This window comes from Flavobacterium sp. (assembly GCF_049318185.1).
Classification (GTDB): Bacteria; Bacteroidota; Bacteroidia; order Flavobacteriales; family Flavobacteriaceae; genus Flavobacterium.
The window spans coordinates 1-21,645 of sequence record NZ_JBMOGV010000007.1; the positions used below are offsets into that span (position 1 = coordinate 1).

18 protein-coding genes and 1 tRNA gene are annotated in these 21,645 nt (G+C 31.9%); 14 read left to right on the top strand and 5 right to left on the bottom strand.

Annotation, left to right across the window (positions count from 1 at the left end; translation table 11 throughout):
- The 3 genes from rnr to ACOYLT_RS01440 all read left to right on the top strand — a co-directional run.
- Positions 1 to 1,868: ribonuclease R (gene rnr / locus ACOYLT_RS01430; RefSeq protein ID WP_422852054.1), on the top strand; the 1,868-nt coding region annotated here is incomplete at its 5' end.
- Positions 1,869 to 1,930: 62 nt separating this feature from the next.
- Complete coding sequence (locus ACOYLT_RS01435; RefSeq protein WP_422852055.1) at positions 1,931 to 2,596, top strand: head GIN domain-containing protein; 666 nt, start codon at positions 1,931 to 1,933, stop codon at positions 2,594 to 2,596.
- Positions 2,597 to 2,651: 55 nt separating this feature from the next.
- On the top strand, positions 2,652 to 3,338 hold the full coding sequence (locus tag ACOYLT_RS01440) for a LysE family translocator (protein WP_422852056.1): 687 nt from the start codon (positions 2,652 to 2,654) through the stop codon (positions 3,336 to 3,338).
- A gap of 145 nt (positions 3,339 to 3,483) precedes the next feature.
- Here the strand turns inward: ACOYLT_RS01440 and ACOYLT_RS01445 are convergent.
- Together ACOYLT_RS01445 and folB are read right to left on the bottom strand one after the other, a co-directional pair.
- Positions 3,484 to 3,554: transfer RNA gene (locus ACOYLT_RS01445), tRNA-Cys, on the bottom strand.
- Between the two features lie 96 nt (positions 3,555 to 3,650).
- Complete coding sequence (gene folB / locus ACOYLT_RS01450; RefSeq protein ID WP_422852057.1) at positions 3,651 to 4,010, bottom strand: dihydroneopterin aldolase; 360 nt, start codon at positions 4,008 to 4,010, stop codon at positions 3,651 to 3,653.
- A 102-nt stretch (positions 4,011 to 4,112) separates the two neighbouring features.
- Here folB and ACOYLT_RS01455 point away from each other — a divergent pair, with 102 nt between their 5' ends.
- The 4 genes from ACOYLT_RS01455 (at position 4,113) to ACOYLT_RS01470 (ending at position 7,005) form a co-directional block, all read left to right on the top strand.
- Entirely contained in the window at positions 4,113 to 5,798 is a 1,686-nt protein-coding gene (locus tag ACOYLT_RS01455; protein WP_422852058.1) for a glutamine--tRNA ligase/YqeY domain fusion protein, read from the top strand.
- A 270-nt stretch (positions 5,799 to 6,068) separates the two neighbouring features.
- On the top strand, positions 6,069 to 6,398 hold the full coding sequence (locus ACOYLT_RS01460) for a YtxH domain-containing protein (protein WP_422852059.1): 330 nt from the start codon (positions 6,069 to 6,071) through the stop codon (positions 6,396 to 6,398).
- A complete protein-coding gene (locus tag ACOYLT_RS01465) occupies positions 6,398 to 6,748 on the top strand; it encodes a competence protein (RefSeq protein ID WP_422852060.1) in 351 nt (116 codons plus the stop codon). Before ACOYLT_RS01460 ends, ACOYLT_RS01465 begins: the two co-directional genes overlap by 1 nt.
- 2 nt (positions 6,749 to 6,750) lie before the next feature.
- Positions 6,751 to 7,005, top strand: a complete 255-nt coding sequence (locus ACOYLT_RS01470; RefSeq protein ID WP_422852061.1) for a DUF6327 family protein — start codon at positions 6,751 to 6,753, stop codon at positions 7,003 to 7,005.
- 120 nt (positions 7,006 to 7,125) lie between these two features.
- Here the strand turns inward: ACOYLT_RS01470 and gltX are convergent, their stop codons facing one another.
- The gene (gene gltX, locus ACOYLT_RS01475) at positions 7,126 to 8,643 is read right to left on the bottom strand and encodes a glutamate--tRNA ligase (RefSeq protein WP_422852062.1); all 1,518 of its coding nucleotides are present in this window, start codon (positions 8,641 to 8,643) and stop codon (positions 7,126 to 7,128) included.
- Between the two features lie 165 nt (positions 8,644 to 8,808).
- On the opposite strand from gltX, the gene ACOYLT_RS01480 reads away from it, so the two are divergent.
- The 5 genes from ACOYLT_RS01480 (at position 8,809) to ACOYLT_RS01500 (ending at position 16,257) form a co-directional block, all read left to right on the top strand.
- Entirely contained in the window at positions 8,809 to 12,204 is a 3,396-nt protein-coding gene (locus ACOYLT_RS01480; RefSeq protein WP_422852063.1) for a hypothetical protein, read from the top strand.
- Positions 12,197 to 12,619: an rRNA maturation RNase YbeY gene (gene ybeY, locus ACOYLT_RS01485; RefSeq protein WP_422852064.1), complete on the top strand. Its 423-nt coding sequence runs from the start codon at positions 12,197 to 12,199 to the stop codon at positions 12,617 to 12,619. The genes ACOYLT_RS01480 and ybeY overlap by 8 nt, the downstream gene beginning before the upstream one ends.
- Position 12,620: 1 nt before the next feature.
- Positions 12,621 to 14,492 carry a tRNA uridine-5-carboxymethylaminomethyl(34) synthesis enzyme MnmG gene (mnmG, locus tag ACOYLT_RS01490; RefSeq protein ID WP_422852065.1) on the top strand — a complete coding sequence of 624 codons (1,872 nt, stop codon included), beginning with the start codon at positions 12,621 to 12,623 and terminating at the stop codon, positions 14,490 to 14,492.
- Positions 14,493 to 14,546: 54 nt separating this feature from the next.
- On the top strand, positions 14,547 to 15,389 hold the full coding sequence (locus tag ACOYLT_RS01495) for a class I SAM-dependent methyltransferase (RefSeq protein ID WP_422852066.1): 843 nt from the start codon (positions 14,547 to 14,549) through the stop codon (positions 15,387 to 15,389).
- 292 nt (positions 15,390 to 15,681) lie between these two features.
- On the top strand, positions 15,682 to 16,257 hold the full coding sequence (locus tag ACOYLT_RS01500) for an OmpH family outer membrane protein (RefSeq protein ID WP_422852097.1): 576 nt from the start codon (positions 15,682 to 15,684) through the stop codon (positions 16,255 to 16,257).
- A 70-nt stretch (positions 16,258 to 16,327) separates the two neighbouring features.
- Here ACOYLT_RS01500 and ACOYLT_RS01505 read toward each other — a convergent pair whose 3' ends face one another.
- On the bottom strand, positions 16,328 to 16,711 hold the full coding sequence (locus tag ACOYLT_RS01505) for a DoxX family protein (protein ID WP_422852067.1): 384 nt from the start codon (positions 16,709 to 16,711) through the stop codon (positions 16,328 to 16,330).
- A 3-nt stretch (positions 16,712 to 16,714) separates the two neighbouring features.
- On the bottom strand, positions 16,715 to 17,866 hold the full coding sequence (locus tag ACOYLT_RS01510) for an ATP-binding protein (RefSeq protein WP_422852068.1): 1,152 nt from the start codon (positions 17,864 to 17,866) through the stop codon (positions 16,715 to 16,717).
- A gap of 225 nt (positions 17,867 to 18,091) precedes the next feature.
- On the opposite strand from ACOYLT_RS01510, the gene ACOYLT_RS01515 reads away from it, so the two are divergent.
- Complete coding sequence (locus tag ACOYLT_RS01515; protein ID WP_422852069.1) at positions 18,092 to 19,279, top strand: phosphoglycerate kinase; 1,188 nt, start codon at positions 18,092 to 18,094, stop codon at positions 19,277 to 19,279.
- A 99-nt stretch (positions 19,280 to 19,378) separates the two neighbouring features.
- Positions 19,379 to 21,637 (top strand): LysM peptidoglycan-binding domain-containing protein, encoded by a 2,259-nt coding sequence (locus ACOYLT_RS01520; protein ID WP_422852070.1) that lies wholly within the window; start codon positions 19,379 to 19,381, stop codon positions 21,635 to 21,637.
- Positions 21,638 to 21,645: the final 8 nt, after the last annotated feature.

Genomic DNA, 21,645 nt, shown 5'->3' on the forward strand with positions numbered 1-21,645 from the left:
TATTCATCCCTTTTATAAATTTAAATCATGCATTGGATAACGATAAAGTAAAAGCCTATGTGTATGACAGAAGAAGTTCGAGAAAACCTGAAGCAGAGGTAATTGAAATTATAGAAAGACATAAAACAGAATTTGTTGGAGTTGTTGATATTCAGAAAAATTTCGGATTTGTAACTACGGCAAATGCCAAAATGTATACCGATATTTTTATTCCAAAAAATAAGTTAGCTGATGCTGAACATGGTGATGTGGTTTTGGTAACATTAGAAGATTGGCCCGCAAAAGCCGATTCACCGTTTGGTTCTGTTATAAAAGTTCTTGGAAAACCAGGTGAACACAACACTGAAATTCACGCTATTTTAGCCGAATATGGTTTACCTTATGATTTCCCTATTGAAGTAGAAGCTTATGCAAATAAAATAGATACTTCGATAACTCAAAACGAAATAGATAAACGTCGCGATATGCGAAAAGTATTGACATTTACAATTGATCCAAAAGATGCAAAGGATTTTGATGATGCGTTATCTTTTCAAGTTTTAGAAAACGGAAACTATGAAATTGGTGTTCATATTGCCGATGTTTCCCATTATTTAAAAGAAGGAACTATATTAGATGATGAAGCATATAAAAGAGCCACTTCAGTTTATTTGGTAGATAGAGTGGTTCCAATGTTGCCTGAAGTATTATCTAATTTTGCTTGCTCGCTTCGTCCTCATGAAGAAAAATATACATTTTCCGCTATTTTTCAATTAAATGCAAAAGCAGAAGTTTTAGATTCTTGGTTTGGAAGAACAGTAATTTATTCTGATCAACGTTTTTCATATGAAGAAGCTCAAAGTATTATAGAGACCAAATCAGATGTAATTCCAGCAGAAATATCTTTAACAGGAAAAGAATATAAAGTTGCAGCTGAAATAGTCGAAGCTACTTTAAAACAAGATGAATTGGCTAAAATTCTCCGAAGAAAAAGAATGGCTGAAGGTGCCATTTCTTTTGATAAAGTGGAAGTAAAATTCAATTTAGATGAAAATACTGAACCTGTTGGAGTATTCTTTAAAATTTCAAAAGATGCTAATCATTTAATCGAAGAATTTATGTTATTAGCCAATAGAAAAGTTGCCGAATTTATTGGAAAACAAAAGAAAACTTTTATTTACAGAATTCACGATGAACCCAATGAAGACAAGTTAATCAACCTGCAAACGGTGATTTCTAAGTTTGGTTATGCGATAAACATGAAATCCAAACAAGATATTTCAAAATCGTTAAATAAATTACTAAATGATGTTAATGGTAAAAAAGAACAAAATTTAGTTGATACTTTAACTATTCGAAGCATGAGTAAAGCCAAATATTCTACTGAAAATATTGGACATTACGGTCTAGCATTTGATTTTTACAGTCATTTTACCTCACCAATTCGTCGTTATCCTGATGTGATGGTGCATCGATTGTTGCAATTTTATTTAGACGGAGGAAAATCAGCTGATGCTGATATTTTTGAAGAAAAATGTGCTCATTCTAGTGATATGGAAGGTTTAGCTGCTCAAGCCGAAAGAGATTCAGTAAAATATATGCAAGTAAAATACATGCAAGATCACAAAGATCAAGAGTTTCTCGGAGTTATTTCTGGTGTAACCGAATGGGGAATTTATGTAGAAATAATTGAAAACAAATGCGAAGGAATGGTTCGTATTCGCGAAATAAAAGAAGATTATTACACTTTTGATGATAAACAATATGCTTTAATTGGACAAGCAACACAAAGTATTTTGCAACTTGGAGATGAAGTTTTTGTTAAAGTTAAAAATGCCGATTTAGTAAAGAAACAATTGGATTTCCATTTTATTAGAAGAAATGTTTGATATTAAGAGGAGAATGTCCAGTGAACATTCGGTATTTGGTTTATAATAGTAAGTTTGATATAATGAAAAAATTAATTTATAGTTTACTAATAGTCAGTTCGATAGCTTTTGGACAAAACGAAAAAGATGTAGATGATTTTAATAAAGTCACTTCCTTTGACCAAATAGACGTTTTCTTAATTAAGAGCGATGAAAACAAAGTTATTATTGACGGAAAAGAAGCAAACGAAGTAGAATTAGTCAATAAAAAAGGCGAATTAAAAATTAGAATGCCATTGACTAAAATAATGTCTGGAGATAATATTTCGGTTACAATTTATTTTAAAAAAATTGATGCTGTTGAAGCAAATGAAGGCTCGAGATTAACTTGTGAAGACACAATTAAAGCAACGTCTTTTGATATTATAGTCAAAGAAGGTTCTGAAATAAAACTACTACTTGATGTAGAAAAATTGAAAAGTAAAGTTTCAGATGGTTCAATAGTAACTTTGGAAGGAAAAGCGTCAACTCAGGATGTTTTGGTGAATTCAGGAGGAATTTATGAGGCAGAAAAATTAGTATCCAGTCAAACAACTATTACTGCAAATGCTGGCGGACAAGCCGATATTTTTGCAACAAATTTAGTCGATGCAAAAGTTCGCGCTGGAGGAGAAATCACCATTTATGGTAAACCAAAACAAATCAATCAAAAAGTAATTGCTGGCGGAACTATAGAACAAGCAAAGTAATTTTATTTTAAAATATAGATTTTAAATTCTAAATTGCAGTGTCAAAATTGTAACAATGATAGTAGTTAAAGATATTTTATCAGCCATCCCACTTGGTTTCTTTCTAAGTTTTATGATTGGACCAGTGTTTTTTGTACTACTTGAAACCAGTGTAGTCAAAGGATTTAGAGCTGCAATCCTATTTGATTTAGGAGTTGTATTAGCAGATATTATTTTTATAGTAATTGCTTTTTTTAGTAGTTATCGATTAATTCAAAGTATCAAAAACGATCCTGCGTTGTTCATTTTTGGTGGATTAGTAATGCTTACCTACGGCATTATTTCTTTTGTAAAAAATAAAAAAGAATCAAAAAAAAGCATAGACGAAATTGACCCAAACGAATTAGAAAAAACCAATTATTTATCCTTATTTTTTAAAGGTTTTTTCTTAAATTTTATAAATATTGGTGTCCTTGGATTTTGGTTAGCAATCCTGTTAACTATTGGACCACAACTAGAATTAAAAACATCCAGAATGTTAACTTTTTTCTCTACTTTAATTGTGACTTATTTTGTTACCGATATTTTTAAAATAATATTAGCCAAACAATTACGAAACAAACTCAACCCAAGAAACATTCTCTTAATTAAGAAATTCATTAGTATCATTTTGATTATCTGTGGTGCTTTTATACTCTCTCAAGCTTGGTTTCCTAATGAAAAAAAAATGGTAAATTCCGTTTTTGAAAAGTTAGATAAGTAAAAATAATTTTCTAAAATTTACCATAAAAAAATTTCCAAGTTTCCTTGAAGGTTTTTGAGTCAACATTCAGGTTCGAATATAATTTCAATCAATTATTTTAAAAATTAAACTAAAAAAAGAGCTACTATTTCTAGTAACTCTTTTGAGGCATCGCCCGGATTCGAACCGGGGTAGACGGTTTTGCAGACCGGTGCCTAGCCGCTCGGCCACAACGCCAGATTGACGGCAAATATATAAAACAATTGATAATTATCAATTGATAATTGATAATTTTTAGAATTCCTAATTGCTAATTTTGAAATCGTATTTCTTTTAACTACGATATTCTTCTAGTTCAATAGTAACTGCTTCAACATCTCCGCCAATAGGAGGATTCAGTTTAGAAACTGCCAAAACTATTCTAGACACTGATGGAATTTCACTAAAAATTTTAGTAACAATTCGGTGACCTACATGTTCCAATAATTTAGAACGAATAGCCATTTCTTCTACTACAATTTTATTAAGCAAGACATAATCAACTGTATCATTTAAATCATCTGTCATCGAAGATTTTCTTAAATCTGTTTTAATCTCCAAATCCACACGGTAATCGGAACCAATTAATGCTTCTTCTTTTAAGCATCCGTGAAAAGAAAAAGTTCTAATATTTTGTAGTTTTATTGTTCCCATTTTTTAAGTTTCGGATTTCGAGTTTCAGGTTTCGGGTTGTTTGGTTTTTATAAACTTGTAACTCGTAACGTTTTTAATATCTTTGCTAAAATTACAAAAATAATGTCAACAGAAGAGAAGTCACTTAATTTCATTGAACAAATCATAGAAGAAGATTTAAAAAATGGTTTGTCCAATGATAAACTACGTTTTCGTTTCCCTCCTGAACCCAACGGTTATTTACACGTGGGTCATGCAAGTGCAATTTGTTTAAACTTTGGATTAGGATTGGATTATCAAGCACCAGTAAACTTGCGTTTTGATGATACTAATCCAGCAAAAGAAGAACAAGAATATGTTGACGCTATCAAAAGAGATATTGAATGGTTAGGTTTTCAATGGAGTAACGAATGTTATGCTTCGGATTATTTTCAACAATTATACGATTGGGCTATTGAATTTATTAAAAAAGGAAAAGCGTATGTTGACAGCCAATCATCTTCGGCAATGGCAAATCAAAAAGGAACACCAACCACTCCTGGAACCAACTCGCCTTACAGAGATCGTACTGTTCAAGAGAATTTAGATTTATTTATACGAATGAAAAACGGGGAATTTCCGAACGGAACTCATATTCTTCGCGCCAAAATAGATATGTCACACAACAATATGTTGATGCGTGACCCAATTATGTACCGAATTCTGCATGAACATCATCACAGGACAGCAAATGATTGGTGTATTTATCCAATGTATGATTGGGCGCATGGCGAAAGCGATTATTTGGAACAGATTTCACATTCATTTTGTACACTCGAATTCTTGCCTCACCGAGAATTATACGATTGGTTTTTAGACCAAGTTTATGATGAGAATAAAGTTCGTCCAAAACAACGAGAATTTGCTCGCAGAAACCTTTCACATACAGTTGTCTCAAAAAGAAAACTACTGCAATTAGTAGAAGAAAATCATGTTACTGGTTGGGACGATCCAAGAATGAGTACCATTTCTGGAATGCGAAGACGCGGTTATCCGCCAATGGCAATCAGGAATTTTGCAAACACTATAGGAATTGCAAAACGCACGAATTTAATAGATGTTTCGCTTTTAGAGTTTTGTGTTCGCGAAGAATTGAATAAATCAACACACCGTGTGATGGCGGTTCTGAATCCTGTGAAGTTGGTTATCACTAATTATCCTGATGGAAAAGAAGAATGGTTAGAGGCAGAAAACAATCCAGAGGAAGAAATAATGACCTATAGAAAAGTGCCTTTTTCAAAAGAATTGTATATCGAAAGAGAAGATTTTCAGGAAGAAGCCAATAAGAAATTTTTCCGTTTAACCTTAGGAACAGAAGTTCGTTTGAAAAATGGGTATATTATTAAAGGCGAAAGTGTTATTAAAGATACTGATGGTAATATTTCCCAAATTCATTGTACTTATGATACAGACTCTCGAAGCGGAAGCGGTACAGAAGCTTCTCAACGTAAAGTAAAAGGAACTATTCATTGGGTTTCTATCAATCATGCAATTAAAGCTGAAGTTCGTATTTATGACCGATTATTCACTCATGAAAATCCGGATGGCGATAAAGAGGTTGATTTCAAAGAATACATTAATCCAAATTCCTTGGAAGTAATTACAGGATATTTGGAACCAAGTTTACAAACTGTAAAAAATTTAGACCAATTTCAATTCCAACGTTTGGGCTATTTTTGTGTCGACAAAGACTCTTCAGCACAGCAATTAGTTTTTAATAAAACAGTAGGTTTGAGAGACACTTGGGCAAAAGTGGAAGCCAAAGAATAAAAATCAAAATAGATTTTACAAATTAAAAGCTCACTTTGTTGTGGGCTTTTTCTATTATTAGATTTTCTTATTGTTTTATATTAAATCATTTGTTTTAATTATTAAAAATGGCTTTTATATTTTGATTTTAAGCCACTTTTTAGAATTTAACGGCATAATTATTAAAACCAATATAAACATTGGTAATTTTTCTTTAAAACAAGTTTTCGCCTTCCAATCAATCCAAACGATTTTTTTCGTAACTTTATTTGAAATTAAATTTTAGAAATCATGTCAAGTTCAAACAACAATAGCATTTTAGCCCTTCTTGCTGGAGCAGTAGTTGGATTGGGATTAGGAATTTTATTTGCTCCCGATAAAGGTTCGAAAACAAGAGAAAAGATTAAAGATGGTTTGGATGATCTTAAAGATGAAGCTAAATCAAAATGGAATTCCCTGGAAACAGAAACCAAAGAAAAGTTTTCAAAAACAAAAGACGATTTGAAAGATACAATTAATGATTTGCTTTCTGATTCAAGTTACAAAGCGGAAGAAGCAATAACTTTTTTGGAAGAGAAACTAGCAGAGCTTAAAAAACAAAACGCAAAACTTCAGAAATAATGGCTTTTGAAGAATTAAAACAAAACGCAGAAGGCATTCAGCAAAACACCAAAGCATATATAGAAACGAGTTTAGCGTACTATAAACTTTGGGGTTTTAAAGTAGCCATGAAGTCAACAACATTAGCTCTAAAGTTTTTTTTGATTTCAATTTGCTTGATGATTTTTTTACTTTTTATTTCTATTGCAGGATCATTAGCTCTTGGTCAACTTTTTGGCAGCTATCCAATAGGTTTTTTATGTGTAGCAGGGATTTATTTTGTATTAGCTTTATTCTTGTTTTTAATCAAAGATAAAATAGTTGAAAGACCAATTTTAGAAATATTTTCAGAAATATTTTTTAACGACTAATCATGGAAACAAAAAAATATTCATCTTACGCTGAAATAGATTTAGACCTAAAAATTATTCAAATAGAAAGGCAGATTTATTATAAAAAAATACTTAAAAGTGTTGATGACACCAAGGAAGGCATACTCCCTTCTAAAACAATAACTTTAGTAAGCAATTTGTATGAAAAAGTATTTTCAGGAACTTACGGAACGATTATAAAAACAATAATTCCTATTGTAATTAACTGGTATTTAAACAGAAAAAGAGGTAATTAAGCCTCTTTTTATTTTATACAAATGTTAATTTTGGTTTTATAATAGGTTTGAATTTGTCTGACAGATTATAATTAAAAAAGATTCAAGATAAACTTTATAACTATAAATAGTTTAAGTTTTTTATAAAGATACTATTGCTTTTTCAAGTCTTTTAATGGTTTCCTCTTTTCCAATCAATTCAACTATATCAAAAAGATGGGGGCCTTTCAAGGCGCCCACCAAACTCAAACGAAACGGCTGCATTACTTTTCCCATTCCAATTTCGTTTTGCGTCATCCAGTCTTTGACATCGGTTTCAATGTTTGCTGAAGTAAAATCTTTAATATTCTCTAATACCGAAATCAATTCCTGCATCGTTCTCGGCGTATCTTCTTTCCAATTTTTAGCTGCTTTTTCATCATACGATGTTGGTGCTTCAAACAAATATTCTGATAATTCCCAAAAATCCGAAACAAAGTTGGCACGTTCTTTTATTAAGGAAACTATTTTAGTCATTAAAGGTTTGTTTGTCATTTCGTCGAAGGAGAAATCTTTTTTAACCAAATCAGCTACAAATAAATCGGATAGTTTTTCATCACTTTGTTTTTGTAAATATTGATGATTAAACCATTTATTTTTTTCTGGGTCAAATTTGGCTCCAGCTTTGTGAACTCGGTTTAAATCAAATTTTTCAACTAATTCTTCAAGAGAAAATAACTCTTGGTCAGTTCTATCATTCCAGCCTAATAAAGCAAGGAAGTTAATTACAGCTTCAGGGAAAAATCCATTTTCTCTGTAACCCGAAGAAACACCTTCTTCCGACTTCCATTCTAATGGAAATACTGGGAATCCTAATTTATCGCCATCCCGTTTTGATAATTTTCCGTTTCCTACAGGTTTTAAAATCAATGGTAAGTGTGCAAATTCAGGAGCTTCCCAACCAAAGGCTTTGTATAATAAACTATGTAACGGCATTGACGGTAACCATTCTTCACCCCGAATAACATGCGACGTTTCCATTAAATGGTCATCCACAATATTCGCTAAATGATACGTTGGCATTCCGTCAGATTTAAACAAAACTTTATCGTCTAACAAATTCGTTTCAAAACTAATTGTACCTCGAATAATATCATGCAAATCTAAGGTTTCATTTATTGGAGTTTTAAATCGGATGACATAAGCTTCGCCAGCAGCAATTCTTTTTTCTGTTTCTACTTTTGATAAGACTAAAGAAGTATCCAACTTTTCACGATTGTGCCAGTTGTAAATAAATGTTTTTCCTTGTTCTTCGTGTTGTTTTCTATGGAAATCCAAACTCTCGGCAGTGTCAAATGCATAATAGGCATTACCAGAATTTATTAATTGGTCTGCATATTGTTTGTACAAATGCTTTCTTTCGGATTGACGGTATGGGCCAAATTTTTCATTTTTCCCAATGGTTTCGCTTGGCGCTATTCCCAACCAATCTAATGCATCAAAAATGTATTGCTCCGCTCCAGGAATGAAACGATTTTGGTCGGTATCCTCTATTCTCAAATAGAAAATACCCTTATGTTTTTTGGCAAATAAATAATTGAATAAGGCAGTTCTAACACCTCCAATGTGTAATGGTCCAGTTGGACTTGGAGCAAAACGAACTCTAACAGGTCTTGACATTTTGTTGAAATTTTGGCAAAGATAATCAGAAGCAAGAAGCAAGAAGCAAGAAGCAAGAAGTTTTTAATGAGATATAAAATCGAGAATTTTCTTTGGCAAATTTTTAACGCTTTGGTATTCGGTAAAAATTGTACTTTTATCGGTTATAAAAAGAAATTATAAAAATTGGACAATTCGAAGATTATTTATCAAAAGTTAGAAGGCTTCATTAATAAGTATTATACTAATCAATTGCTAAAGGGAATTATTTTCTTTATTGGAATAGGATTACTGTATTTCATAGTTACTTTGTTTATAGAATACTTCCTTTGGCTTAAACCAGCGGCAAGAACCGTATTGTTTTCTTCTTTTATTCTCGTAGAATTCTTTTTATTTCTAAGATTTATTTGTTTTCCGCTATTCAAATTATCCAAACTTCAAAAAGGCATTGATTATGAAGAGGCATCAGTTATTATTGGAAATCATTTCGGCGAAATAGAAGATAAGTTGACTAATTTTTTACAGCTTTCTTATGACAGAAACAAATCGGAGTTGTTAGCGGCATCTATTGATCAAAAAGCAAATACGTTGCAACCAATTCCATTTGGAAACGCTATTAACCTTCGAAATAATAAGAAATATTTGCCTTTGGCGATTATTCCGATATTGTTTTTTGTTTTCTTTTATCTTTCTGGAAACAGCAATCTGATTTCACAAAGTTTGAACCGTGTAGTACACTTCAAGCAACAATTTTTGCCACCGGCTCCATTTGAGTTTCAAGTTTTAAATACCAATTTGCAGACTGAACAAAACAAGGATTTTCTTTTAAAAGTAAAAACAAATGGTAAAGTAGTTCCTGAAAATGCCTTGATTTTTATTGGCGATGAAAGTTATTTTATGGAAAGTATTAAAGCAGGTGAATTTGAATTTGTGATTCCAAAACCTTCTGAAGATTTAGAGTTTCATATAGAAGCCAATGACGTCTCGTCACATAATTATGAATTGAAAGTTGTTACAGTTCCATCGATTGCTAATTTTGAAATGGTGTTGAATTTCCCCAATTACCTGAATAAAAAATCAGAAGTTATCAAAGGAACTGGAAATGCAATTATTCCAGAAGGAACTCAGGTAACTTGGAGAATGAATACGCTCGCTACTCAAAAAGTAGATTGGGTAAATGAAAACGCCCGCTATAGGTTTGCTAAAAATGACAATATATTTACATTGTCTAAAAGTATTCTACAGAATATAGATTATCAAATCCTCACATCGAATAATAAAATTCAGAATTATGAGAAATTAAATTATCAGCTTTCCGTAATTAAAGATCAATATCCGTCCATTACTGTGAACAACGCACCAGATAGTTTAAAGGTCAATAAGAACTTTGTTTTAGGACAAGTTTCTGACGATTATGGATTGTCTAGATTACAGGTTGTCTATTATCCAAAAGACACACCAAATAAACTTAAAAAGGCATTTATAAATGTAAAAAAAGATGTTTATGACCAATTTGTTTTTTCTTTCCCAAGCAATCTACCGGTAGAAGAAGGTGTTTCGTATGAATATTATTTTGAGGTTTTTGATAACGATGCTATTCATAATTTAAAAAGCACAAAGTCTTCTGTATTCAGCAATCGAATTGCAACCGAGACAGAGAAGCAAGACGAAATGTTACAGCAACAAAATGAAAACATTAACTCTTTAGCCAAATCCTTAAAAGCCCAAGACAAACAGCTTTCCGAAATGGAAAAATTACAAAAAATGGGCAAAGAGAAAGATAATCTAGACTATAAAGAACAACAAAAAGTAAATGATTTTATCCAACGTCAAAAGCAACAGGATGAAATGATGAAAGAGTTCTCTGAAAAGATGAAAGATAATTTAGAGCAATTTAAATCAGAAAAGAAAGACGAAAAAAAAGAATTACTTCAAGAACGGTTAGAGAAAACAAAAGAAGAGTTAGAAAAAAACAAAAAACTTTTAGACGAGCTTCAAAAGCTGAATGATAAAATCAGTAAAGAAGAATTGTTTGAAAAAATGGAGAAGTTCCAACAAGCCAGTAAAAATCAAACTAAAAGCTTAGAGCAATTGGTTGAATTAACTAAACGCTATTATGTGGAGAAAAAAGCAGAACAAATTGCAAATAAACTTGACAAATTAGCCGACAAACAAGATAAATTAGCTGACAAAACAGAGGAAAACAAAACGGACAAGCAAGATGAAATCAACAAAGAATTCGATAAGATTCAGGAAGAAATCAACGATTTAGAAAAAGACAATAAAGAATTAAAAGCTCCAATAGATTTACCAAAAACAGAAGAAAAAGAGAAGAGCATAGACGAAGATTTAAATAACGCAAAAGACCAATTACAAAAACAACAGAAAGAAGAGGCAAAACAAAAACAAAAAAGTGCTTCAAAAAAAATGAAGCAAATGAGCCAAGAAATGCAAGAGGAAATGCAATCAGGCGAAAAGGATCAAATGGAAGAAGATGTTGCTATGTTACGTCAAATTTTAGACAATCTTCTGGCCTATTCTTTTTCCCAAGAAGATGTAATGAAGAAGTTTAAAAACTTAAACAGGGGCGCTCCATCATTTAATAAAAACTTGAAAATCCAACAGGACTTAAAGCAACAGTTCAAACATGTTGATGATAGTTTATTTGCCATGTCTCTACGCAATCCAAAAATAGCAGAGAACATCACAACAGAAATCGGAAACGTTCAATATAACGTAGATAAAGCAATTGAAACTTTAGCAGAAGCTAATATCCCGAAAGGAAATTCACACCAGCAATATGCGGTTTCTTCATCTAATAAACTAGCCGACATGCTGAGCGACATTCTTAACGGCATGCAAATGAACATGCAGATGCAAGGTCAAGGAAAACCTAAACCTGGAAAAGGACAGGGTGCAGGAATGCAGTTACCAGACATTATCAAAAAGCAAGATGGTTTGGGTGAAAAGATGAAAAAAGGAATGAAAAAAGGCGAAAAACCAGGAGAAGGTAAAGACGGAAAAGATGGAGAATCTGAAGGCGGAACCGAAGGGAAAAACCAGGGTAAAGATGGAAACGGTAAAAACGGTCAGAACGGCAAAAATGGTCAAGGTGACCGTAATGGAAATTCGCAAGGCAATAAAAATGGCGAAAACGGTCAAGATGGTGAAGGAGACGCAAAAGGCATCATGGAAATTTACAAAGAACAACAACAATTGCGTGAAGCTTTAGAAAACGAATTGAAAAAACAAGGTGTTGGTGGAAGCGGTCAAAATGCTTTAGATCAAATGAAACAAATTGAAAAGCAACTTTTAAATAAGGGTTTTAATAATGAAAATTTACAAAAGATTTTAAACGTCAAATATGAATTATTAAAACTTGAAAAGGCAATACAACAACAAGGCGAAGACAAGAAACGACAATCTGAAACTAATAAGAAAGAGTTTGGCAACAAAGCCAATTTGCTGCCCTCAAAACTTAAAGAATATTTAAAGAGTATAGAAATTTTAAACAGACAAAGCTTACCTTTGCGCTCCAATTTTAACCAAAAGGTTCAAGAATATTTTAAAACAAATGATTAGTTTCAACTACGAGCTAGATTTTACTTTGCAAGACGAATCCTTATATTCGGAATGGATTTCTAAAATCATCAACTCTGAAATAAAGAAGGAAGGTGAGATTAATTATATTTTTTGCAACGATGATTACTTGCTAGAAATAAACAAACAATACCTAAAGCACGACACTTTAACTGATGTAATAAGTTTTGATTACTCTGTAGGAAACGAGTTACACGGAGATGTTTTCATTTCAATTGAAAGAGTTCGCGAAAACGCCCAAGATTTTGATGTTGATTTTCAAGATGAATTAAAAAGAGTTATGGCACATGGAGTTTTACACTACTGCGGATACAAGGATAAAAATAAAGACGACAAAAAACTTATGCGCCTAAAAGAAGAGGAAAAAATGAAGATGTTCCACGTGAAACAAAATTAAAATGTTTTTAGAAAAATACGACACAATAGTAGTTGGAGCGGGTCACGCAGGTTGTGAAGCAGCGGCAGCATCAGCAAATCTTGGCTGTAGCACCTTATTGGTTACTATGAGTTTACAAAATATTGCCCAAATGTCATGTAATCCAGCAATGGGTGGGATCGCAAAAGGGCAGATTGTTCGTGAAATTGACGCGCTAGGAGGATATTCAGGAATTATTTCGGATAAAACAGCAGTGCAGTTTAAAATGTTAAACAAATCAAAAGGACCGGCTATGTGGTCTCCAAGAGTACAATCAGACAGAATGCGTTTTTCGGAAGAGTGGAGGTTGAGATTAGAACAAACTCCTAATCTTGATTTTTATCAAGAAATGGTCAAAAGCCTTTTAATAAAGAATAATAAAATCGAAGGAATTGTAACCTCCCTTGGAATAGAGATTAAAGCCAAAACAGTTGTGTTAACTAACGGAACATTTCTTAATGGATTAATTCACATTGGCGACAAACAATTTGGCGGAGGGAGAGCAGGAGAAAGTGCTGCTTATGGCATTACAGATGATTTAATCAAAGCCGGCTTTGAAGCAGGGAGAATGAAAACAGGAACCCCGCCAAGAGTTGATGGGCGTTCACTTGATTATTCTAAAATGAAAGAAGAAGCCGGAGATTTGGTTCCCGACAAGTTTTCTTATTCAGATGAAACAAAACCGCTAACCCATCAAAAATTGTGTCATATGACTTACACTTCAAATGAAGTCCATAGTATACTTCGCGAAGGTTTTGATCGATCTCCAATGTTTAATGGTAGAATTAAAAGTATAGGCCCAAGATATTGTCCCTCTATTGAAGATAAAATTAATCGATTTGCTGACAAAGAAAGACACCAACTCTTTGTAGAGCCTGAAGGATGGAACACTGTAGAAGTATATGTAAACGGATTTTCAACTTCTCTGCCCGAAGACATTCAGTTTAAAGCATTACGTTCTGTAGAAGGGTTTGAAAAAGTTAAATTTTTCAGACCTGGTTATGCTATTGAATACGACTATTTTCCGCCAACACAGTTGAGGCACACTCTCGAAACAAAGTTAGTTGAAGGATTGTTTTTTGCTGGTCAAATTAACGGAACGACAGGTTATGAAGAAGCTGCATCTCAAGGAATGATGGCCGGAATTAACGCTGCATTAAAAGTAAAAGAACAAGCGCCCTTAATTTTACGCCGAGACGAAGCTTACATAGGGGTTTTAATTGACGATTTAATAACTAAAGGCACTGAAGAACCCTATAGAATGTTTACCTCACGTGCTGAATACCGAACACTCTTACGTCAAGATAATGCCGATTTTAGGCTAACTCCAAAGTCATTCGAAATTGGTTTAGTTTCTGAAAGCAGAATGAGAAGAATGGAACATAAATTCAACGAAAGTGAAAAAATGGTTAACTTTTTCAAAGAAACCAGTGTTACTCAAGAAGAGGCAAATCCTATTTTGGTTGAAAAAGAAAGCGCACCAATGGTTCAGTCTGATAAAATGTTCAAAGTGTTTTCAAGACCACAAATTGATTTAGACGATATATTGAAGTTTGAAAAAGTTCAACACTATATTCAAGAAAATGAATTAGATAAAGAAATCATCGAACAAGCTGAAATACAAGTTAAATATTCAGGGTATATTGAAAAAGAAAGAAACAATGCCGAAAAATTAACCAGATTAGAAGATATTAAGATTCCTGAAAATTTTGATTATAATAAAATTAAATCCATGTCTACAGAAGCAAAACAAAAGTTAAGTAAAATTCGTCCCGTAACTATTTCTCAGGCTTCAAGAATAAGCGGAGTTTCTCCATCTGATGTTTCAGTATTATTAATTTATATGGGAAGATAATTTTTTGTTCCACGTGAAACTAAATCAGTCAAGCCTTATTAATACAGTGTTTATATGAGTTTTCAAAACAATATTTTTTTTCAAAAAGTAAAAGATTATTCGGTTTCAAAAGAAATTTTCGAATTACATCATAATCCAGAATATGATTTATTAATAACTTTTCCAAAACCATCTTTAGAGCAATTACCTAGTTATTACGAAAGTGAAGATTATATTTCTCATACTGATGGCAAACGTTCTTTGTTTGAAAAAGCATATCATTTTATCAAAAGCATAGCAATCAAAAACAAAGTCAAATTAATTAATGCAAAATCAGAAAAAGGAAAACTTTTAGACATTGGCGCTGGCACAGGAGATTTTTTAGTGGCAGCTAAAAATGATGGATGGCAAACCTTAGGAATCGAACCTAGCAAAAAAGCAAAAACAATCGCAATTAATAAAGGAGTAGATTTTGCCGAAAATCTATCAGATTTAGAAAGCCATTCTTTTGATGTCATAACTTTGTGGCATGTATTGGAACATGTGCCTAATCTGGATGACTATATAAAAGAATTAAAAAGAATCCTAAAACCGTCTGGAACAATAATTATTGCAGTTCCAAATTTTAAATCCTTTGACGCAAATTTTTATGGAAGACATTGGGCAGCTTATGATGTACCAAGACATATTTGGCACTTTTCAAAAACCACAATAGACAAATTATTTTCAGAAAAACAAATGAAATTAGTCGAAGTATTACCAATGAAATTTGATAGTTTTTATGTAAGCTTATTGTCTGAAAAGTATAAAACAGGTAGTATGAATTTTGTCAGAGCTTTTTTTGTCGGTTTGAAGTCAAATCTCTCAGGAAAGAAAACAAAAGAGTATTCATCTCACATTTATGTAATAAATAATTAGTAAAACGAAAATAAAAAGCCTCGTTTAATTAAAACTAAAAACATACAAAATCACATACATAAAATAATTAAGCGTCTAAAAACACTTTATTGAAAGCCAAAAACCATAGAAAAATCAAATCAAAAGATTGTTTTTAATAATTATTACTTATGGCGGTTAAAAACAAAAGCGATCACAAATTTTCACAACTAGTTTATACAAGTATATTTTTATAATTTTGGACAAAATATTTAATTCCTTAATAATTCCTTAGAAAAAATCCTAATTTTTCATTAACAACTTTAAAAAAATGATTAAAAAAACACTTTATCTTATTGCAATAACTATTGCAATAACAGCATGTAACAAAACATCAGAGACGAAAGATTTTAAAACGGCTTACATAGATACTTCTAAATTAATGAAAGAATCTACAGAGGCTAAAGATATCGAAGCAAAATATAAAGACAAATCCAAAGTAATGGGAGGTCAATTAGAAGCTGAGGTTTCAAAGTTTAAATCAGAAGCGGCGAGTTTTAAACAAAATGCTATGGCTAACGGGCAGGCTTGGGCACAACAAAAAGGAGCTGAACTGCAACAAAGAGAGCAAGAATTAAATTACGCTCAGCAAGCAATGTTACAACAATTGCAAGAAGAAAGCGGCCTTGAAATGGATACTTTAGTTAAGACATATCGTAAAGTAATAAAAGACTACGGAAAAGAAAAAGGTTATGATTATATTTATGGAACAGGCGAAGCAGCTTCTATACTTTATGCTAAAGACAGTTATGATATCACAAATGATATTTTAAAATCTGTCAACGATAAATATAAAAACGAAGGGAAAAAGGCTGATAAAACAAGCAATAAAAAAGAAGAAAGGCAATAATTTCTAATTCAATATAATTAAAAAATGGCAAGTTGATCATCAACTTGCCATTTTTATATAATAGCTATTATCAGCTTAACCACCAAACAGCAATAATAGACGGGATAAAGTAAATCGCAATTGTTCTTGCACCATCATAATCTTTAGCTAACCTTTGTCCTAATAGCAAGAAAATCAATGTTATACTAGAAAAAACAGCACCATAAAAGCCAAAAGTTTTACCTCCATTAATTAGTAATTCAACACATCCAACAAGAGTTAAAACACCAGTTATTAATTCAAGAATTAAAATAATAAATAAAGCTAACGGCACATTGTTCTTTAAAATAGTTTGAGCAAAATGCCCTTTAAGCCAGTCAATATTTCCTTGCCAAGAAAAAACTTTATCATAGGCAGATTGTATAAAAGTGACAGCAAAAAAAACCAATACTAAAATTGAAGCAGTATTATTCATAATTTATTCATTTTTATGGATTAATCTAGTAAGTTTTATGGATAAATCGGTTAAAATTATTTTAGCGTTTCCATTTCTTTCAATATGATATATTGCATCTGAAAGTTCATTAAAAATAGAGGTAATATTGTTGCCATTTACAAAAGGAGCAAATTTTTCTAAATTAAAATTATCAACTGATGGTTCAAAATAAACCAATTTTTCAGTTTGATAATTTAAAAGCATTGCTTGTCTAAACATCACTACACAATAATCTAAAAATTGTTTCTGCCCTTCACGTCCAATACTCGCTATTTCTTCACTCCAAGAAATTAATTCTTCAATTGCAGCAGTATTTTGTTTAGCTCTAAAGGCAGCACGAACCCAATCTACAAACCATTTCTCAAAAGGAAAATCATTAGTGTCATTATTCAAAATATGCAAGGCTTTGTTATAATTTCCTTGTGCTTGATGAGCTACTTTTGAAGCAGAGGTAGAGTCTAAAAAATATTTTTCACGCATTGTTTTAGCAATAATAAATTCTGGTAAAGCTCCAAAATAAAGAACCTGACACCTCGATCGAATGGTTTGAATGATATCTTCTTCGTTTTCAGAAATTAAAATAAAAAGTGTTTTTTCTGGCGGCTCTTCTAGTAGTTTTAGCAATTTATTCGAAGCCTCAATATTCATTTTGTCAACCATCCAAATAATCATTACTTTATAACCACCTTCATAAGATTTCAATGCCAAAGATTTTAAAATATCCTGTGCGTCTTCAACCCGAATTATTCCTTGTTTATTTTGAACACCTAAATGCTTATACCAATCAAACAAACTTCCATACGGATTTTTCAGAACGAATTCGCGCCAATCCACTATAAAATCTGCACTTTTTGGTTTTGATTTAACATCTTCATTAGCAACATTTGGATATACAAAATGTAAATCTGGATGAGAAAGCGATTGAAATTTCAAATTACAACTTTCATTTCCGCCATTATTCTCCTCCCCATTATTATTACACAAAACAAATTGAGCATAGGCAATTGCAGTTGCTAAAGTGCCGCAACCTTCGGGGCCTACGAACAATTGCGCATGAGGAATTCTTCCCGATAAAGCACTTTTAATGAGATGATTTTTGATATATTCTTGCCCAATAATGTCTGAAAATTGCATGAAGCAAATATAGTAGAAATATTTAGCTATCATAAGTTGCAAAGTGTCTTAGTATCTTTTGAAACATAAAGGCAGCTTCAATTAGTGCTATAAAAACTTTATTCTTTTGAAAATAAACACTTTAATACGTTTAAAAAGCACCTGTCCCATCGATAAAAGCACAACAATCGCCGATGAAATTAATTTTATTATATTTGCAATGTTTTACAACTATATAAAGAGTAAATGAAAACACTTCAAGATTTTAATTTCAATGCAAAAAAAGCAATAATCAGAGTTGATTTTAACGTTCCCTTAGATGAAAATTTTAATGTAACAGATGCTAACAGAATTGAAGCTGCTAAACCTACTATTGACAAAATTCTTGCCGATGGGGGTAGTGTAATTTTGATGTCTCATTTAGGAAGACCAAAAGGAAAAGAAGATCAATATTCATTAAGACATATTAATTCAAAATGTTCGGAAATTTTGAGCGTAAATGTTAAATTTGCTTCTGATTGCATAGGTGAAATTGCTCAAAATGCTGCAAAAAATTTAAAGCAAGGAGAGGTTTTATTACTTGAAAACCTTCGTTTTTATAAAGAAGAAGAGGCTGGAGATGAAAACTTTGCTAAAGAATTAGCGTCTCTTGGTGATATTTATGTAAATGATGCTTTTGGAACAGCACATAGAGCACATGCTTCTACCACAATTATTGCTAAATTTTTCCCAAATCACAAATGCTTCGGAATGCTTTTGGCAAAAGAAATAGAGAGTTTAAATCGAGTTTTAAATAATTCTATAAAACCAGTAACAGCTGTTCTTGGAGGTTCAAAAGTATCTTCAAAAATTACAGTTATTGAAAATATTTTAGACAAAGTCGACCACATGATTATAGGTGGAGGCATGACTTTTACTTTTATAAAAGCACTTGGCGGAAAAATTGGAGATTCAATTTGTGAGGATGATAAACAAGATTTAGCATTACAAATTTTACAACTTGCAAAAGAAAAAAATGTTCAAATCCATATTCCTGTTGATGTTATTGCAGCAGATGCTTTTTCCAATAATGCAAATACAAAAATTGTTGATGTAAGAGAAATTCCAGATGGGTGGCAAGGTTTAGATGCCGGTCCTGAATCTTTGGAGCATTTCAAAGAAGTGATTATGAATTCAAAAACTATTCTTTGGAATGGGCCATTAGGCGTTTTTGAAATGGAATCATTTGCCAAAGGAACAATTACATTAGGGAATTATATTGCAGAATCTACTGCAAATGGAGCTTTTTCTCTTGTTGGTGGCGGTGATTCTGTGGCAGCTGTAAAACAATTTTGGCTTGAAGATAAAATGAGTTATGTTTCAACAGGCGGTGGAGCTATGTTAGAAATGCTAGAGGGAAAAGTGCTACCTGGAATTGCGGCAATTTTAAATTAATTTTGCAGCAACACAATATTAAACAAGAAATTACGTTACTAATTAGCTAATTAATAACAATTTAGATTTAAAAATATAACACTTTATAAATATAAAGTTATGATGATAAAAAAAACAATAACGTTTGCACTACTAATAGCTTCCTCCGTAATTTTTGCACAGGATGATTTAAGTATTGCCCCGTTTAAAAAGCCTCAAACTAAAAAAGAAGTTTTAGACTCAATCAAAGCTTCTTTTGTGCATGATAATATTGCATCGTGTATAGATAGTCTTTGGATGAAAGAATTAGCAAGTTTAGACCTTTATAACGAATTGACTTTAAACATTAAAAATATTAATGTTGATGAAAAAGTTGACTACGAACTACCAACAGAGCTTTTAAAAGAAAGATTAAGAAAAATGGATGAGAAATCACCTTTTAACATAGAGTATAATGTTGGTCTAGAAAACGTAATAAAATCTTTTTTAAAGAACAGAAAAAGAGCCTTTGAAAGATTGATGGGCGTTTCTCAATTTTATTTTCCATTGTTTGAAGAGTCTTTGGCAGCAAAAAACATTCCGCTAGAAATTAAATATTTAGCAGTTGTAGAATCAGCCTTAAATCCAAGAGCAGTTTCAAGAGTAGGTGCAACAGGTTTATGGCAATTTATGTATCAAACAGGGAAACAATATGATTTAACTATTAATTCTTATGTTGATGATAGAAGTGATCCTTTGAAAGCAAGTAATGCAGCGTCCCAATACATGACCAACATGTATAAAATTTTTGGCGATTGGGATTTGGTTTTAGCATCATATAATTCTGGACCAGGAAATGTGGCCAAAGCCATCAGACGTTCAGGCGGAAAACAAAATTATTGGAACATTAGAAAATTTTTACCTAAAGAAACACAAGGTTATTTGCCAGCTTTTTTGGCTACTATGTATATTTTCGAATATCATAAAGAGCACGGAATAAAACCAGACAAAGCTATCGCTAATCATTTCGCAACCGATACGGTAATGATTAAAAACGCACTTACGTTCAAACAAATTTCAGATTTGTTAGATGTTCCAGTCGCTGAATTGCAGTTTTTAAATCCCTCCTATAAAAGAGAAGAAATTCCTTTTATTACAGGAGAGAATCATTATTTAAGATTACCAATCGACAAAATAGCCATATTCACATCTAATGAAGATAAGATTTATGGTTTTGCAAATTATGAATATAGCAGAAGAGAAAGACCCTATGAAACCATGTTGGCCTCGAGAGATTCTTCCAAAACAAGAAGCATCTCTAGAGTTAAATATTATAAAGTTAAAAGAGGCGATAGTTTAAGTGAGATTTCAGATAAATATGGAATCACAATGGCTGAACTTAAAAAATGGAATCACATAAGGGGAAGTAAAGCACCAAAAGGAAGAAGTTTAAAAATTTATACCACAGAAAGCATTGCTTTTACAGATAAAAAAATCACTAAACCAGATACTACTTCTGTAAAAGAATCAAAAGCATTAGCATCAAATACCACTAAAATTTTCAAAGAACAAAAAGTGGTTACTTTTAAAGACATTGTTAAATACCATAAAGTAAAAAGAGGTGATAACCTTGGAGAAGTAGCCAATAAATATGGTGTTTCTGTTGCAGAGGTTAAAAAATGGAACAAAATTAAAAGTAACAATATAGCAGTTGGGGGAAGTCTAAAAATTATTAAAAACGAGAGAATTGTTACCACTGTTAAAAAAGAAGTAAAGGCAGACAAATCAATTGTTGATAATAAGATAGAAATAGCAGTTGCCTCTAATGAAAATAACACGGATACTAATCAAAATGCAAGTGATTATTATGAGGTTCAAAGAGGCGATAATCTTTTTAGCATTGCAAAAAAATTCAATGTTAGTTTAGAAGACTTAAAAAAATGGAATAATCTTAACGATTTGAACGTTCAATTGGGATCAAAATTATCATTAGCTAACAAAGAAGAATCGGCTAAAGAAGAAGCTCCAAAAACAGAAACAAAAATTGTAGAATATAAAGTTCATAAAGGAGATAATATTGCAAGTATTGCTCATAAATACAATGTGTCAGTTGCCGATATTAAAGAATGGAACGAACTTGAAGACAATAATGTGAAACTTGGAACGAAGATTATTGTTTCAAAAACAGAAGTTGCCATAAGCGAAACAAAATCTTCTAATAAAGAAACTGTAGCTTCAAACGAAAGAGATGAAGTGAGATTGTACTATGTAAAAAAAGGAGACTCTTTATTTAGCATTGCCAAAAAATATCCAGGCGTATCTATTTCAGATATTAAAAAATGGAACGGCATTAAAAATGAAAGTTTAAAACCAGGCATGAAATTAAAAATTAACGGTTAATCCGAAAA

Excerpts from the sequence above, each read along its gene's own strand:
- ACOYLT_RS01435 (WP_422852055.1), top strand. The coding sequence starts at position 1,931 with ATGAAAAAATTAATTTATAGTTTACTAATAGTCAGTTCGATAGCTTTT.
- ACOYLT_RS01440 (WP_422852056.1), top strand. The coding sequence starts at position 2,652 with ATGATAGTAGTTAAAGATATTTTATCAGCCATCCCACTTGGTTTCTTT.
- folB (WP_422852057.1), bottom strand. The coding sequence starts at position 4,010 with ATGGGAACAATAAAACTACAAAATATTAGAACTTTTTCTTTTCACGGA.
- ACOYLT_RS01455 (WP_422852058.1), top strand. The coding sequence starts at position 4,113 with ATGTCAACAGAAGAGAAGTCACTTAATTTCATTGAACAAATCATAGAA.
- ACOYLT_RS01460 (WP_422852059.1), top strand. The coding sequence starts at position 6,069 with ATGTCAAGTTCAAACAACAATAGCATTTTAGCCCTTCTTGCTGGAGCA.
- ACOYLT_RS01465 (WP_422852060.1), top strand. The coding sequence starts at position 6,398 with ATGGCTTTTGAAGAATTAAAACAAAACGCAGAAGGCATTCAGCAAAAC.
- ACOYLT_RS01470 (WP_422852061.1), top strand. The coding sequence starts at position 6,751 with ATGGAAACAAAAAAATATTCATCTTACGCTGAAATAGATTTAGACCTA.
- gltX (WP_422852062.1), bottom strand. The coding sequence starts at position 8,643 with ATGTCAAGACCTGTTAGAGTTCGTTTTGCTCCAAGTCCAACTGGACCA.
- ybeY (WP_422852064.1), top strand. The coding sequence starts at position 12,197 with ATGATTAGTTTCAACTACGAGCTAGATTTTACTTTGCAAGACGAATCC.
- mnmG (WP_422852065.1), top strand. The coding sequence starts at position 12,621 with ATGTTTTTAGAAAAATACGACACAATAGTAGTTGGAGCGGGTCACGCA.
- ACOYLT_RS01495 (WP_422852066.1), top strand. The coding sequence starts at position 14,547 with ATGAGTTTTCAAAACAATATTTTTTTTCAAAAAGTAAAAGATTATTCG.
- ACOYLT_RS01505 (WP_422852067.1), bottom strand. The coding sequence starts at position 16,711 with ATGAATAATACTGCTTCAATTTTAGTATTGGTTTTTTTTGCTGTCACT.
- ACOYLT_RS01510 (WP_422852068.1), bottom strand. The coding sequence starts at position 17,866 with ATGCAATTTTCAGACATTATTGGGCAAGAATATATCAAAAATCATCTC.
- ACOYLT_RS01515 (WP_422852069.1), top strand. The coding sequence starts at position 18,092 with ATGAAAACACTTCAAGATTTTAATTTCAATGCAAAAAAAGCAATAATC.
- ACOYLT_RS01520 (WP_422852070.1), top strand. The coding sequence starts at position 19,379 with ATGATGATAAAAAAAACAATAACGTTTGCACTACTAATAGCTTCCTCC.